This window comes from Methylobacterium sp. CM6241 (genome assembly GCF_054817845.1).
In genome coordinates, this window is sequence record NZ_CM139246.1 from 4,187,751 (window position 1) to 4,201,575 (window position 13,825).

General features: G+C 65.9%; 12 protein-coding genes. 8 read left to right on the plus strand and 4 right to left on the minus strand.

The window, feature by feature from the left end; all coding sequences use genetic code 11:
- Positions 1-266 precede the first annotated feature (266 nt).
- Positions 267-1,235, plus strand: a complete 969-nt coding sequence (locus ACYQR9_RS19605) for an IS110 family RNA-guided transposase (protein ID WP_461227766.1) — start codon at positions 267-269, stop codon at positions 1,233-1,235.
- A 34-nt stretch (positions 1,236-1,269) separates the two neighbouring features.
- On the opposite strand, the gene ACYQR9_RS19610 is transcribed toward ACYQR9_RS19605, so the two are convergent.
- A complete protein-coding gene (locus ACYQR9_RS19610; protein ID WP_056433311.1) occupies positions 1,270-1,476 on the minus strand; it encodes a hypothetical protein in 207 nt (68 codons plus the stop codon).
- Positions 1,477-1,678: 202 nt separating this feature from the next.
- Between ACYQR9_RS19610 and ACYQR9_RS19615 the strand changes: the two genes are divergently transcribed.
- From ACYQR9_RS19615 to uvrA, 4 genes are all read left to right on the plus strand, one after another.
- Complete coding sequence (locus ACYQR9_RS19615; RefSeq protein ID WP_311274099.1) at positions 1,679-1,960, plus strand: hypothetical protein; 282 nt, start codon at positions 1,679-1,681, stop codon at positions 1,958-1,960.
- A gap of 276 nt (positions 1,961-2,236) precedes the next feature.
- Positions 2,237-3,037, plus strand: a complete 801-nt coding sequence (locus ACYQR9_RS19620) for a Crp/Fnr family transcriptional regulator (RefSeq protein WP_056433314.1) — start codon at positions 2,237-2,239, stop codon at positions 3,035-3,037.
- Positions 3,038-3,314: 277 nt separating this feature from the next.
- The gene (locus ACYQR9_RS19625; protein WP_461227767.1) at positions 3,315-5,198 is read left to right on the plus strand and encodes a PAS domain S-box protein; all 1,884 of its coding nucleotides are present in this window, start codon (positions 3,315-3,317) and stop codon (positions 5,196-5,198) included.
- Positions 5,199-5,600: 402 nt separating this feature from the next.
- Positions 5,601-8,603: an excinuclease ABC subunit UvrA gene (gene uvrA / locus ACYQR9_RS19630; protein WP_461227768.1), complete on the plus strand. Its 3,003-nt coding sequence runs from the start codon at positions 5,601-5,603 to the stop codon at positions 8,601-8,603.
- A gap of 7 nt (positions 8,604-8,610) precedes the next feature.
- On the opposite strand, the gene ACYQR9_RS19635 is transcribed toward uvrA, so the two are convergent.
- Positions 8,611-8,913, minus strand: a complete 303-nt coding sequence (locus ACYQR9_RS19635; RefSeq protein ID WP_461227769.1) for a hypothetical protein — start codon at positions 8,911-8,913, stop codon at positions 8,611-8,613.
- A 175-nt stretch (positions 8,914-9,088) separates the two neighbouring features.
- Between ACYQR9_RS19635 and ACYQR9_RS19640 the strand changes: the two genes are divergently transcribed.
- Positions 9,089-10,060: a transporter gene (locus tag ACYQR9_RS19640; RefSeq protein WP_207411454.1), complete on the plus strand. Its 972-nt coding sequence runs from the start codon at positions 9,089-9,091 to the stop codon at positions 10,058-10,060.
- A gap of 322 nt (positions 10,061-10,382) precedes the next feature.
- Positions 10,383-10,955, plus strand: a complete 573-nt coding sequence (locus ACYQR9_RS19645) for a fasciclin domain-containing protein (RefSeq protein WP_207411453.1) — start codon at positions 10,383-10,385, stop codon at positions 10,953-10,955.
- 117 nt (positions 10,956-11,072) lie between these two features.
- On the opposite strand, the gene hflX is transcribed toward ACYQR9_RS19645, so the two are convergent.
- On the minus strand, positions 11,073-12,482 hold the full coding sequence (gene hflX / locus ACYQR9_RS19650) for a GTPase HflX (RefSeq protein WP_461227770.1): 1,410 nt from the start codon (positions 12,480-12,482) through the stop codon (positions 11,073-11,075).
- Positions 12,483-12,854: 372 nt separating this feature from the next.
- On the opposite strand from hflX, the gene ACYQR9_RS19655 reads away from it, so the two are divergent.
- The gene (locus ACYQR9_RS19655) at positions 12,855-13,439 is read left to right on the plus strand and encodes a hypothetical protein (RefSeq protein ID WP_156467924.1); all 585 of its coding nucleotides are present in this window, start codon (positions 12,855-12,857) and stop codon (positions 13,437-13,439) included.
- A gap of 88 nt (positions 13,440-13,527) precedes the next feature.
- On the opposite strand, the gene hfq is transcribed toward ACYQR9_RS19655, so the two are convergent.
- Positions 13,528-13,782, minus strand: a complete 255-nt coding sequence (hfq, locus tag ACYQR9_RS19660; protein WP_003600267.1) for an RNA chaperone Hfq — start codon at positions 13,780-13,782, stop codon at positions 13,528-13,530.
- Between the last annotated feature and the right edge of the window lie 43 nt (positions 13,783-13,825).

The following is a 13,825-nucleotide window of genomic DNA, read 5'->3' on the forward strand; positions in this document are numbered from 1 at the left end:
GGAGGCCTCCAGTGCTCGCGTGATCCCTGGAGGGCTCCTTCGAGGCCGCTTCGCGGCGCCTTGCAATAGCGACTTGGATTATGGTCGCCGTGTTCCGTGAGGAATGCCCCACCCCGGATGGCCGTCCGGAGTGGGGCGGTCGGCCGTCGGATCGTTGGCGCCTGAGCCTTTTGGCTGCTCCTGAGCAAGATCGCGGTCGGCCTCTTCATCGAACCCGGATGGTTGCCTGAACGTCGTGGTTCGCTTGCAAGGCAGGGTCGACGAAGATGACACACAGTAGCACGAAGACCGGTCCGGCCGTAGCCGGGATCGATGTCGGCAAGGATTGGCTCGACCTTGCCGTCGACGGATGCGACGAGCGTTGGCGCCTGCCCAACACCGGTGAGGGGCGGGCCGAACTCGTCGCGGTGCTGATCCGTCTCGGGATCGGCCGGGTCGGCCTCGAAGCCTCCGGCGGCTATGAGCGCAGGGCTACCGCTGCCCTGCGCGAGGCGGGCCTCGACGTGGTCCTGTTCCAGCCCCGGCAGGTCCGCGCCTACGCGACCTTTCGCCTGCGCCGGGCCAAGACCGACGCCATCGATGCCGGACTGATCGCCGCCTGCACGGCGGCTCACGGACCCGGCAGGCCAGCCCCCGATCCGCGCTTGGTCGCCCTGGCCGAGCCCCTGCGCCTCGTCGAGCAGATCGACGAGGACGTCGTCCGCCTCAAGACACGGCGGGAGGCCTATCAAGACCCGCGCATCCGCGAGCACATCGCCGCCGAGATCCAGCGTCTCAAGGCCGAGCGCGCGGCGCGGATCAAGGCCCTCGTCACCGCCCTGCGCGCCCATGACGATCTCGCCCGACGCCTCGACCTCGTCCTCAGCGTTCCCCGCATCGGGCCGCGCACCGCCCTCACCCTCATCGTGCGCATGCCCGAACTCGGAGACCTCTCCCGCGAGCAGGCCGCAAGCCTCGCCGGTCTCGCCCCCTTCGATCACAGCTCCGGCCGACATCAGGGCCAGCGCCGCATCGCGGGAGGACGCGCCACCGTTCGAACCGCCCTCTACGCCGCAGCCCTGCCCGCCGCCTTCCGATGGAACGACGCCCTCGTCCGACTCTACAAACGCCTCAAGGACGCCGGAAAATCCCACCAGAAAAGTCTCGTCGCCTGCGCCAGAAAGCTCCTCACTTACGCAAACACCGTCCTCGCCAGAGACACGCCATGGCAAAAGACTAATGGTTGCTCAGGATGAGGTAAGGCCTTGGACGAGCAACGCGAGCAGGCTCTCAGTTGCCGCGGCTGACGATGGAGGGCATCGACGGGGCGGTGTAGGCGCGGTTCACGTCGCGGCGGGTCTGCGTGCCGTTGGTGTCGTTGGAGCGGCGGAAATTCTCGGTGCTGAAACTGTCCGAGAAGCCGCTGCGGTCGGCGCTGTTGCAGGCCCCGAGGGCACAGAGCAGGCCGACGGCGAAGAGGACGGGGATGGGACGCATCGGAAGTTCCTGGGAGTCTGGTCCGGTTGGACCGATCGGGTCTTTCGTGGCGCCGGGTTGGCCCTCGCGTCAAGCACAAGGATAACGAACCGTCTCAGCTTACGGGCAGAGTGATGTTCTCGCGCCACGAAAACGCTCACTACGCTTGACGGCTTTCGGGCATGGGGGCCGCAATCACGCGGATTTAGCCTCCTTGGATCTGGTGCTCGGGCCGGCCTTGGGCGACACCTTGTCCAACATGAGCAACGTGGTCCCCTTCTCCCGCCCCCCCGCCGCCGCACCACAGATCTCCAATGTGGTCGCCGTCGCCGACGATCTGTTCGCCGCCCTGGAGCTGCTTCAGGGCGTCGCCCACCGTGCCGCCGCCATGGGCCGTCCCCGCAGGGAGATGGAGCTCACCGTCCGCAACCTGCGCGAAGCGGTCAGCGCCGTGGAGCGGGCCCTCGACTGCATCGGCGAAGGCGACGAGGCCGGCCAGGGCTGAACCGACACCGCGCCCGAGCGTGATGCGCGGGTGCCTTCTTGCCTACGGCTACGGCATTCTACATTTTTCGCGGGAAGCTCCGTCCCGCCCTCCTCCCCCTTGTGGGGAGGAGTTGGAGGTGGGGTGGTTGGGCGACCCTGATGCTGCGGAGGCTGGCGGAGCCACACTCGAATCCGCCGCGACGACAAGATTTTTCGCTACCTTCGTCAACTAGTGGACAGACGCCTTGGCGATGATAAGCTAAGCGCGAGACAGAAGGTGAACACAGCGCATCAGATGCTCCCGTCGACAGAGTCCTTCATCGAAGGCAATCTCCTGCTGAAGGCGCTGTCCCGGGAGGATCGCGGGCTTCTGATGCCGCATTTCGAGCCGACCGTCGTTCGGCGCGGGGAGGTTCTGTTTTCCGTCGGGTCCCGGGTCTCGTACATCTCTTTTCCCTGCGATCAGACGGTCATCAACCTGATCGTCTCCATGCGTGACGGCCGGAGCGCCGAGACGGCCACGATCGGCCGGGAGGGCGCCGTGGGCGGCGTCGTCAGTCACGGCAGCCTTCCGGCGTTCAGTACGGCCCTGGTGCAGATCGGCGGACCGGTCCTCAGGCTCGATGCCGCGAAATTGCAGGACGCCAAGCTTCGCTCGACCACGCTGCGCAACCTCTTCACCCGTTACGCCGATTGCCTCCTCGGCCAGGTGCTGCAATCCGTGGCGTGCAACGCCCTCCACCCGATCGAGGAGCGATGCCTGCGCTGGCTGCTGACGCTGCAGGACAGGATCGGCACCGAAACGCTTCCCGTGACCCACGAACTCCTGGCCAACATGCTGGGCGTGCAGCGGACCTACCTGACCCGGATCCTGCGCACCCTGCAGGTGCAGGGGCTGATCGAGGTGGGGCGCGGCCGGATCACCATTCTCGACCGGGCCAAGATCCAGGAGGCGGCCTGCGAGTGCCATGGCGCCGTGGTGAGCCATTTCGAGACCGTGCTCGGGGCCGTCTACGATGCCGACGGGCGGATGCTCTTCGTCGATCCTCCGACGCAGCCGAGCCAGGACGATCCCGTCCCGGCAGCGGCTGTCTGAGGCGGCATCGCTCGATGTCCGCTCGGGAGGACGAGGCTTTCCGATCCCGGGCCCAGGTGCCGGGTCAAGTCTCCGAACCGAGTTCGATACGCTGTGGGTGGGGAGGATCTCGCGAAATCTCGTGGCGAGACTTGTTCGTTGCGAGGTCCGACTGCATTTCATGTGATGGCGATCGACGGAATCAGACCCGCATCCGATGACCACTGCGAATGTACCTCCACCCCTCCGAGGGAGTCGTCGCGATCTTCCTTCGCCGGTAAGGACGGCGGCCGGTGGTATGACCGACGGTGCCGTTGGTATCGGCGATGGTGCCGCCTCCCTCGATCGGTGGTCGACCGACGAGCGCTATCGCCTCGTGGCCAGGGCGACCAACGATGTCGTCTGGGATTGGGACCTGCTGCGCGACGCCATCCTGTGGAACGAGGCGCTCGAGACGTCCTATGGCTGGCGGCCTGCCCATATCGGTCCCGGCTCCGACTGGTGGCTCGGCAACATCCATCCCGATGACCGCGCCATCGTCTCCGCCGGGCTGAATGCCTTCCTCGACGGAGGCTCGGACAGGTGGAGCTGCCAGTACCGTTTCCTCAAGGGAGACGGGGCCTATGCCGACGTGCTGGACCGCGGATATCTCGTCCGCGATGCTTTGGGCGCGCCGGTGCGGATGGTCGGCGCGATGCTCGACGTCACCGTCAGAAGCCAGTTGGAGGCACAATTCCGCGCGGTCTTCGAGGGTGCCAATATCGGGATCGTCCAGTTCGATCCCCGCAGCGTCCTGGCGCTCAGGGTCAACGCCAAGCTCTGCGAGATCTGGGGTGCGCCGGAATCCGAGATCGTCGGTCGCTCCCTCGCCCAATGGACCCCCGCCGAGGATGCGGATGCGCGCGACGACCTGCATCGCCGCCTCGCCACCGGCGAGACCCTGCAGGACCGGTTCGAGAAGCGCTACCGGAGACGCGACGGCCGGATCATCTGGGCGAGGGTGAACCTCGTCTCCCAGACCCTGGGTGACGCCGTTCACGCCATGGCGATGATCGAGGACATCACCGAGGAGAAACGCGCGGATGCCCGTCGCGAGGCGCTGATCAGCCTGGGCGACCGCCTGCGTGAATTGCGCTCGAACGCCGATGTCGTGGCCATGACGGCGGAGATCCTGGGCCGCGCCCTCGGGGCGACGCGGGCCGGCTACGGCATGGTCGACCTTCCGGCGGGGCTGGTGACGGTGGCGCATTCCTGGTCCTCGGACGGACAGACTTTTCCGAGCCGGACCCTGCGGCTCGAGGAATTTCCCGCGAGCATCGCCGGCCTGCGGCGCGGCGAGATCCTCGCGGTGGACGATCTCGCGACCTCCCCCGACCTCGATAGCGATGCGGAACTCTACATCGCGGAGGGTGTGCAGGCGGTGATCTCCGTCCCCCTGCTCCAGCGCGGCCGCCTCGTCGGCGTGCTCTATGCGACGGAGGCCTCGCCACGCTCCTGGACGCCGCACGAGATCGCCTTCGTCCGCGAGGTGGCGGAACGGGCCTGGAGCAGCCTGATCCGGATCGAGGCGGACGAGCAGCAGCGGATTCTCAACCGCGAACTCAGCCACCGCATGAAGAACACCCTCGCGATGGTTCAGGCGATCGCCTCGCAGAGTCTGCGCAACGTCACCGATGTGGAAGCGGCCAAGCATGCCTTGGCCGCGCGCCTGATCGCCCTCGGGAATGCCCACGACATCCTGCTGACCGGAGAGCGCGAGAGCGCCGCCATCTCGACGATCCTGCAGAGCGCCCTGTCCCTTCACGACGACCAGCAGCCGGGGCGGTTCGATCTGTCGGGGCCCGAGATCGTCATCGGCTCCAAGGCGGCCCTGTCGCTCGCCCTGATGATGCACGAACTCGCCACCAATGCCGCCAAATACGGCGCCCTTTCCAGGCCGGACGGCCGCGTCGTCGTGGAATGGCGGGTGGTCGCGGTGGGAGACGACGACACGATCCACCTCGTCTGGTCCGAGCATGGCGGGCCACCCGTGAGCCCCCCGACGCGGAAGGGCTTCGGCTCACGGCTCATCGAACGCGGGCTCGCCGGCGCCGTCGGCGGCGAGGTCTCCCTCGCCTACGAGCCCGATGGGCTGATCTGCCGGGTCGTCGCGCCCCTCGGCGGGTTTCAGACGAGCGTCTAGGGCGTTCTGCGCCGAAGTGGTTGCCGGTTCGGCGAGCAGGAGCGCGACAAACGAAGGCCTGGAAATGCGTGCCGACCCACCGCGGTCGGGTGCCGCTCCAGCAGAGGAGCGTGTCCCACTTCCATGGTGCGTTCGGTCGCGAGAGCTTGGCGAGCGTCCGCCCGAGCGCAGAATTCAGCGCCGATATTGTAGCTGTACGCTTTTTGTTCTAGCTGGGTGGCGGATATGCGTGGCGTGCGTCTTGCCCGCCCGGCCCGTGCGCCCGACATGGCGACCGGTGGCGGGACCGTTGTCTTCGACCTCGCCGCATGACGTCCCGGAGACGATCCCCGCGCGTCGTCGCCGATCCTCCTTTCCGCCAAGTCCTTCCTTTCCGCCAAGTCCTGCCGCCGAAGAGACCCAATGGCCAAAGCAAAAGCCGCCGCCAAGACACCACGGGGCCTGAAGAGCCAAGCGGCGCAGGCACAGGAAGAGAGCGTCGAGGCGCGGATCGAGAAGCTGTTCGAGGGTAGCCCCGACCGTCGCGTCATCGCCGTCCGGGGCGCGCGCGAGCACAACCTCAAGAACATCGATCTCACGATTCCGCGCGACAAGCTCGTGGTCTTCACCGGCCTCTCGGGGTCCGGCAAGTCGTCGCTCGCCTTCGATACGATCTATGCGGAAGGCCAGCGCCGCTACGTCGAATCGCTCTCGGCCTATGCCCGTCAGTTCCTCGAGATGATGTCGAAACCCGATGTCGATCAGATCGACGGGCTCTCGCCGGCCATCTCCATCGAGCAGAAGACGACGTCGAAGAACCCGCGCTCCACTGTGGGGACCGTCACCGAGATCTACGATTACATGCGCCTGCTCTGGGCGCGGGTCGGCATCCCCTACTCGCCCGCCACCGGCCTGCCGATCGAGAGCCAGACCGTGAGCCAGATGGTCGACCGGGTACTGGCCCTGCCGGAGAAGAGCCGGCTCTATCTCCTCGCCCCCGTGGTTCGGGGCCGGAAGGGCGAGTACCGCAAAGAGATCGCCGAGTTCCAGAAGAAGGGCTTCCAGCGTCTTCGCATCGACGGCGAATACTACCCGATCGACGATGCGCCGAAGCTCGACAAGAAGCTCAAGCACGATATCGACGTGGTGGTGGACCGGCTGGTGGTCCGCGCCGACATTGCCGCGCGTCTCGCCGATTCCTTCGAGACCGCCCTGGAACTGGCCGACGGCATCGCGCTGATCGAATTCGCCGATCCGGCCGAGGGCGAGACCATCACCTTCTCGTCGCGTTTCGCCTGCCCGGTCTCCGGGTTCACGATCGCCGAAATCGAGCCGCGCCTGTTCTCGTTCAACAACCCGTTCGGCGCCTGCCCGACCTGCGGCGGCATCGGCCACGAGATGCGGATCGACCCCGAACTGGTCATCTCCGACGTCAAGCTCAGCCTCAAGCGCGGTGCCGTCGGCCCCTGGGCGAAATCGACCTCGCCCTACTACGGCCAGACCCTGGACGCCCTGGCGGGGCATTACGGTTTCAAGACCACGTCGCCCTGGTCGGACTTGCCCGAGACGGCGCACAAGGTCATCCTCTACGGCTCCGGCCGCGAGTCGATCCGCTTTGCCTATAACGACGGCATGCGCGCTTACGAGGTGAACAAGCCGTTCGAGGGCGTCATCCCGAACCTGGAGCGGCGCTACAAGGAGACCGAGAGCGACGCCTCGCGCGAGGACATCGCCCGGTTCATGAGCGAGACCCCTTGCGCCTCCTGCGGCGGCAAGCGCCTCAAGATCGAGGCTTTGGCGGTGAAGGTCGCCATGCAGGATATCGGCGACGTCACCGCGCTCTCCGTACGCGAGGCGCATCGCTGGTTCTCGGAACTGTCGGAGAAGCTGACGCCGAAGCAGAACGAAATCGCCTTCCGCATCCTGAAGGAGATCCGCGACCGTCTGACCTTCCTGGTCGATGTCGGCCTCGACTACCTGACCCTGGCGCGCGGCTCGGGCTCGCTCTCGGGTGGCGAGAGCCAGCGCATCCGCCTCGCCTCGCAGATCGGCTCCGGCCTCACGGGGGTGCTCTACGTCCTCGACGAGCCCTCCATCGGCCTGCACCAGCGCGATAACGAGCGCTTGCTCGGCACGCTGAAGCGCCTGCGCGACCTCGGCAATTCCGTCATCGTCGTCGAACACGACGAGGATGCGATCCTCCAGGCCGATTACGTCGTCGATGTCGGCCCCGGTGCCGGGATCCATGGCGGGCAGATCATCGCGCAGGGCACCCCCGAGGAGGTGCTGAAGAACCCCGCCTCGCTCACCGCCAAATACCTGACGGGCGAGATGAGCGTGCGGGTGCCCACAGCCCGGCGCAAGACGAAGAAGGGCAAGCTCACCCTCGTCGGCGCGCGGGGCAACAACCTGAAGGATGTGAGCGTCGAGATTCCGCTCGGGACCTTCACCTGCGTCTCGGGCGTCTCGGGCGGCGGCAAGTCCACCCTCATCATCGACACGCTCTACAAGGCGGTCGCCAAATCCCTGAACGGCGCGATGGAGCACCCCGCCCCGTTCGAGCGTCTCGACGGGCTGGAGAATCTCGACAAGGTCATCGATATCGACCAGTCGCCGATCGGGCGCACGCCGCGCTCCAACCCGGCGACCTATACCGGCGCCTTCACCCCGATCCGCGACTGGTTCGCCGGATTGCCGGAGGCGAAGGCGCGCGGCTACCAGGCCGGCCGCTTCTCCTTCAACGTGAAGGGCGGGCGCTGCGAGGCCTGCTCGGGCGATGGCGTCATCAAGATCGAGATGCACTTCCTGCCGGACGTCTACGTCACCTGCGACGTGTGCAAGGGCCGCCGCTACGACCGCGAGACCCTGGAGGTGAAGTACCGCAACCATTCCATCGCAGATGTCCTCGACATGACCGTCGAGGAGGCGGCCGACCTGTTCAAGGCCGTACCGACGATCCGCGAGAAGATGGAGACCCTGGCGCGGGTCGGCCTCGGCTACGTCAAGGTCGGCCAGCAGGCGACAACCCTGTCGGGCGGCGAGGCGCAGCGGGTGAAGCTATCGAAGGAGCTCTCCAAACGGGCCACCGGCCGCACCCTCTACATCCTCGACGAGCCGACCACGGGCCTTCACTTCCACGATGTCGCCAAGCTCATGGAGGTGCTCCACGAACTCGTGGACCAGGGCAACACCGTCGTGGTGATCGAGCACAACCTCGAAGTCATCAAGACCGCCGACTGGGTCATCGACATGGGTCCCGAGGGTGGCGATGGCGGCGGAATCGTCGTGGCCGAAGGGACACCGGAGCAGATCGCCAAATCGAAGGCGAGCCATACCGGCCGGTTCCTGCGCGACGTGCTGGCCCGCCGGCCGCTCGCCGAGGCGACCGCCGGCGTGGTTGCGAAGGGCCGTAGCGCGGCGGAATAGGCAGTCTTCACGCGCCGGCCGAGCGTGATTCGTTCGGCGCGGGGAACCGGGGCTCTGTTGCGGCGCACAGGCTGCCTGCGATCAGGAATTGCGATGCGCAAACCGCCTCCCGCGTTTGCGCAATCGTCCCGTTGATACGGTCGCTCGCAACAGCTTGATGGCCCAGCGTTATTTTGCCGATGCGTTGCTCAATGCGACGCCATGCCCAAGGCAATTCTGCCGAGAAAGTTAACAAAACCTTGCGCTGCAGCGCGCCCAAATTGCGGCTTTTCCGCAACGGTGGATTTGGAACTGCCTCGATCCGAAGCATTGGACTGTCATTCCGATCCGACCTGTAGAATAGTTCTCAGCGTTGAGACACGAATTCGGGCCGCAAGGGGGGCCCTACGCACAAAAAGCCAGGAAGCCGCAAGAATGCGGCGCTCGGCAAGATGGTGCGTAGGTCTGCGCGGCGAGTGCCTGAAATCCTTGGGAAGGACTAGAAAATGACGAAGAACTGGCTCGCCACTGGCGCACTCGCGCTGACCATGGGCATGACCGCCTCGGCTTCCTACGCACAGACCACGACGATCCCCGGCGAGCAGGTCGGCCTCGCCACCGGCGCGCCGCTTCCCGAGGGCATCTACGCCCTGAACACCTTCGTCTACCAGTCGCGTGACAACTCGGCTCTGGACGTCGGGATCAACATCCCCGTGCTGGTCTGGTCGACCCCGCTGGTTCCGCTCGGCGGCCGCATCGAGCTCCTCGTCGCTCCCCCGACCGTGTTCGCCTTCGGCAACCGTGGCGGCTCGACCGGCCTGCGCGATCTCTCGATCAACGTCGGCACCTTCGTCGGCGGCATCTGGGCCTTCGATCTCGGCAACAACTTCGGCGTCAGCTTGCTCGGCGGTGTCTACCTGAACGAGCTCAATGGCGACCGCGGCGTTCTCGTCCAGAACAATGGTGTCGTTGCCTCCACGGCAGTGCTGCCCCAGCTCTCGTCGAACACCTACCGCTTCGGTGTCGCCGGCAGCTACACCGGCGATGGCTACAACCTGACCGCCAACCTGACCGCCAACATCTACGACTCGCCGTCCTCCTTCGGCGGTGGCCGTGACCCCAACCGGGCTGGCTTCTCTACCGTTTACTCTCTCTCCGACTCCCTCAACCTCGACCTGACCGCGACCAAGAAGTTCGGCAAGTTCGAGATCGGCGCCATTGCCTACGGCACCGTCAACTTCGACACCGGCGCCAAGGCTGGCGGCATCATCAACGCCGCCCTCAACGATCGTGGCCGGTTCCTGATGGGTGGCCTCGTCGGCTACGACTTCGGCTTCGCCACCGCGCAGGTCTACGTCGCCCGCACCGTCGCGACCACCAGCTTCGACAGCACCGAGATCTCAGGCCGCCTGATCGTGCCGCTGTACTCGCCGACCCCGGTCGCCGCTGCTCCGGCCCCGATCATCCGCAAGTACTGATCTCGAACTCAGTGGCGAGGGTTGTCCTCGCCGCTGCTCGGATCACGAAAGCCCGTCCGACCTCCTGGTCGGACGGGCTTTTGCTTTGGAGCAGGTGCTCGCTTCCCGCCGTATCTGGAGTTGCGCCCGACCACGTTGGGTCGGGGCACATCTCCAGGTCTTTGTTCTGCCGCGTTCTTTTTCGCCGAACCGGCATCCACTTCGGCGGAGAGCGCTATAGCGCGACCACGACTTTCTGCAGCTTTCCCGAAACTTTCCTCTTCCGGGCTCCGTAACGAGCGATGACCCCCTCCGAAGGGGTATGACTCAAGAGGAACGCTCCATGACCAACGCCCGTCGCCCCGTGGCCTCCACCTTCGCCGCCGTCGCCCTCGCCTTCACCATGGGCGCCGCGTTCCCGGTGGCCGCCCTCGCCAAGAACCCGATGGTCGGCGGCGCTCCGATGTATGCGTCGAAGACCATCGTCGAGAACGCGGTGAACTCGAAGGATCACACCACCCTCGTCGCCGCCGTGAAGGCCGCCGGCCTCGTCGAGACCCTCTCGGGTCCTGGCCCCTTCACCGTCTTCGCGCCCACCGATGCCGCCTTCGCCAAGCTGCCGGCCGGCACCGTCGAGACCCTGGTGAAGCCCGAGAACAAGGCGACGCTGACCGCGATCCTGACCTACCACGTCGTGCCCGGCACCCTGACCGCCAAGGACCTCATGAAGATCGCCAAGGATGGCGGCGGCGAGGGCCAGATCAAGACCGTACAGGGCGCGCCGCTCGTGGTTCAGACCAAGGGCAAGGCTGTGTTTCTCACGGATGCGAAGGGCAACACCGCCAAGGTGACCATCGCCAACGTGATGCAGTCGAACGGCGTGATCCACGTCATCAACAGCGTGCTGCAGCCGTAAGACGTTTCTTCAGACCCGAAACTGACTCCCTCCCCCGGCTCGACGAGAGCCGGGGTTTTTTATCGAGTCCGCTCGCGCCGAAACGTCCCGATCGGGACGCGAGTACTGAATGACCGGCTACTCTGCCCGGCTCAGCTTGCGTGCACTGGCGAAGCGGTTGAGGAAGCGCGGCTCTTTCTCGGGTGCCACGCGGATGGCCAAGTGGATCGTGCCCGCCTCCTCGGCGCGCCGGTCGAGGACCTCGGCATTCTCGTACAGCCAGTTGAGCGCTGCCCCATCCTCCGGCGCCAGGGTCACGGCGAAGGTGGAACGACGCTTGGCGATCCGCGCCTCGATCCGGCCGGACAGGGCCGCCAGACCCTCGCCGGTGAGGGCCGAGACCAGGATCGGCACGTCGCTGTCCCGGTCGTTGCGCCCCTGGGCGCTGAGGTTGAGGAGGCGTGTCCGCTCCGAATCGTCGAGCAGGTCGGCCTTGTTCCAGACCTCGATGATTCGCTCGGCCGTCGTCTCGATGCCGAGTTCCCGCAGGACATCGCCGACATCCTCCGCCTGCGCTTCCGAATCGACGTGGCTGACATCGCGGACATGGAGCAGGATATCGGCTTCGATGACGTCCTCCAGCGTGGCGCGGAAGGCGGCGATGAGGGCGGTGGGCAGTTCCGAGATGAAGCCTACCGTGTCCGAGAGGATCACCGTCTCGCCATGCGGCAGCTTCGTCGCGCGCGCGGTCGGGTCGAGGGTGGCGAACAGCATGTCCTTGGCCATCACTTCGGCCTTGGTCAGCGCATTGAACAGGGTCGATTTGCCGGCATTGGTGTAGCCGACGAGGGCGACGATCGGATACGGCACCCGCGCGCGGCTCTCCCGGTGGAGACCGCGCGTGCGCGTGACGCTGTCGAGCTCGCGCTCGATCTTCGTCATCCGCTCCTGGATCATCCGGCGATCGGCCTCGATCTGCGTCTCGCCGGGGCCGCCGAGGAAGCCGAAGCCGCCGCGCTGCCGTTCCAAGTGGGTCCAGGACCGTACGAGCCGGCTCCGCTGATAGGCCAGGTGGGCATGCTCGACCTGTAGCGTGCCCTCGCGGGTCGAGGCACGACGGCCGAAAATTTCGAGGATCAGGCCGGTGCGGTCGATGACCTTGCAGCCGAACGCCTTTTCCAGGTTGCGCTGCTGCACCGGCGAGAGTGCGCAATCCATCACGACGAGCCCGATCTCCTCGGCCTTGATCCGCCCGGCCAGTTCCTCGACGCGGCCCTTGCCGAGATAGGTCGAGGGGCGGATGCGGGAGACGGGCGCGATGATCGCTTCGGTGACGTCCAGTTCGATGGCCACGGCGAGACCCGCCGCCTCGTCGATCCGCGCCTCGCTGGAACGCATCGGCTCCTGAGTCTGGCTGCCGTTCCTCGAGAGAGAAGTACGGGTAAGATACGGCCCCACGACGAGCGTATGGGTTGCTGCCGCGATGTCTCCCTCGGGGGCGGCCATCGCCTGCAGCCGTGCCTCTCCGGGAAGCATAGGTTCGCTCATGAAGTTCCCTTGCCCATCGGGCTTAGAGCGCTCTCCGCCGACGGGGATGCCGGGTCGGCGAAAAAAGCGCGGATCTCGTGTCTCTCACAAAACTCCCGCTGCGCCATCCTGCTCGGAGGAGAAGCACTCACTCATCGCGAGTGTCATGAGATCTACTCATATGGGGGAGCCTGGGCTCCATTGACAGTGTCCGGGCGGGGCGCGGGAATGCCGGCTCGTCGCCCACGGAACCTCAAGGGCGGCGCCATCCGATCCGTGGGCAAATATCAATGTAGGGGCATGTATAAGGATCGCATTAATCGGATCGTAAGGGCTAACGCGGCTTATCGACCGGCCTGAGGCAGGCCTGTCAATATTACCGAAGGTTAGCATATGAAAACTATTTCTCTTTTGGCGGCCGTGGCGTTGTCGATCCTCGGCACCGCAGCGCAGGCCCAGCCTGTTCCGGATGCGAAGTCCGATACCAAGATCGCCATGCCGGCCGCGAACTGGCTGTTCGTCCAGACCGCCGATTCCGTGACGTTCGAGGGCAACACCCTGACGCTCAAGGGTGTCGCGCCGCAGACCCTGATGTTCACCGACCGGCCCGAGCGCATGACCGGCGACGCGGCCACGGCGAAGTTCGTCGACTATTGGACCTCCGGAAAGAGCGACTTCCAGAAGGACCCGCCGAACGCGACATTGTCGGTGGATGTCAACGGCGAGGCACAGCTCTCCGTCGTGGAACTCACGGATCCGAAGCTCAACGGCGACACCCTCACCTACACCGTCAAGGTTCTCGGCGATAAGCCGCCCGTTTCGGGCAAGAGCGCGAGCCTCTTCATCGACTGGTGGTACGGACCCGGCTGGGGCCCGCGTCATTTCTGGCATCCCGGCCCATGGGGCGCCTATGGCGGCGGCGCCTGCTGGCGCGGTCCGTATGGCGGCCTGCATTGTCGTCCGGCATGGGGCTGGTAAGCCCGTCCCGCGCCTGATCCCGTCGTGAGATGCGAGCCCGGTTCGACGAAGGCCGAGCCGGGCTTTTCCGCCTCACCGCACGGGAAGGTCAGGCTTTCTCGGGCGCCGTCTCGTCCGGCTCGAACAACTGAACCGGATGGCCGGGCATGATCGTCGAGATCGCATGCTTGTAGACGAGCTGCGAATGACCGTCCCGGCGCAGGAGGACGCAGAAGTTGTCGAACCAGGTCACGACGCCCTGGAGCTTGACGCCGTTGACGAGGAAGATCGTGAGCGGGATCTTGTTCTTGCGGACATGATTGAGAAACGTGTCCTGCAGGTTCTGAGCGCGTTCGCCCGCCATTTTTTATTAATCCTTCTTATAAACCTGCCGCCCGCCGTGACTG